This window comes from Rhizobium sp. SG570 (genome assembly GCF_012275345.1).
Taxonomy (GTDB): domain Bacteria; phylum Pseudomonadota; class Alphaproteobacteria; order Rhizobiales; family Rhizobiaceae; genus Rhizobium; species Rhizobium lusitanum.
Map to the genome: position 1 here is coordinate 1 of NZ_JAAZQI010000055.1, position 1397 is coordinate 1397.

At 57.2% G+C, this 1397-nt stretch carries 1 protein-coding gene; it reads left to right on the forward strand.

Features of this window, described 5'->3' with window-relative positions; all coding sequences use genetic code 11:
- Positions 1-91: 91 nt before the first annotated feature.
- Complete coding sequence (locus FHT28_RS35830; RefSeq protein ID WP_168598921.1) at positions 92-1144, forward strand: IS110 family transposase; 1053 nt, start codon at positions 92-94, stop codon at positions 1142-1144.
- Positions 1145-1397 lie beyond the last annotated feature (253 nt).

Sequence of the window (1397 nt, forward strand, 5' to 3'; positions counted from 1 at the left end):
TTCCGCCTTGCTGCGGGCGTCACCACTAATGGGATGGTCCGCCTCGTCCACCTGCTGCATGATACAGGTGGCCAAACCGAAGGAGGTTGCAATGCCACAACGCAATGTACCGCGCTCTGCGGCTGTCTACGGAATTGATATTGGCAAGAATATATTCCACGTCGTCGGTCTCGGAAGCGATGGCGTGCCAGTCCAGAAAGTACGTTTCCGACGCGACACTCTGCTGCAGTTCTTCGAGCGCGCAGCGCCGGCGATTGTAGGGATGGAGTCCTGCGCCGGCTCTCAATGGATTGCCAGGAAGATACAGGCGCTCGGACATAAGGTGCGCTTGATCCCCGCGCAGTTTGTGAAGCCCTACGTGAAGTCGAACAAGACCGACATTATCGATGCGGAGGCGATCGCTGAGGCCGCCACACGGCCAACGATGCGGTTTGCTGCACTTAAGAGCGAAGAACAAGCCGATCTTCAGGCTTTGCACCGGGTACGGGACCAGATGATCGGAACAAGAACTCGCCTGATTAATCAGATGCGAGCCTTTTGCCTCGAATACGGGATTGCCTTGCGCCAGGGCGCGGGTTTGTTCAAGCTTGACCTGCCACAGGTTCTCGAAGACCAATCAAACGAGCTTTCGTCGGCGATGCGGAAGCTGCTCGCAGATCTGTTTGCGGATTTACGGCAATTGGAGCAACGTATCGGCGACATCACACGCGAGGTAGAAGCAATAGCCAGTCGAGAGGATGTGGCTCGCCGGCTCATGACGATCCCCGGTATTGGAGCGTTGGGGGCAACTGCACTTCTGGCTGCGATTGGCAGCGGTCGGCAATTCCAAAAAGCCCGCGACCTTGCTGCGTGGCTTGGCCTCGTGCCGCGGGAATACTCCACCGGCGGAAAGCAAAAGCTTCTCGGCATCAGCAAGCGAGGTAATCGCTATGTCCGCAAGCTTCTCGTTCACGGCGCACGATCGTGCTTTCGGCACCTCGACCGAACAAAGGATCGACTGGGAAGCTGGCTGGATGGTCTCCAAGCCCGAATGCACCCGAACAAAGCTGTTGTCGCGCTTGCCGCCAAAATGGCCCGTATTGTCTGGGTCGTCCTGACCAAGCCCGGAGCGCTTTACGAACGCAGAGACCCTGCATTCGCCTAACGCTCCCGGCGCGATTGCAAGGCTCGGGAATAGTGATGACGAAACAGTGGATCAACATGCCGTAAACTCTGTGCAAAAAAGCGGGCCTCGTGCCCGAACCATTTATTGAGAACGGCGTGTGCGGATCTCATCATGGCCTGGCTGCAACCGCAGCCTACTCGCGAGAGGCCGGATACATTTATGCAACTGGAATCGTCATTTGCGATGTCGCGAACCCTTGCAAGGACGGGGCGGACCATACATTCTTTCCCAA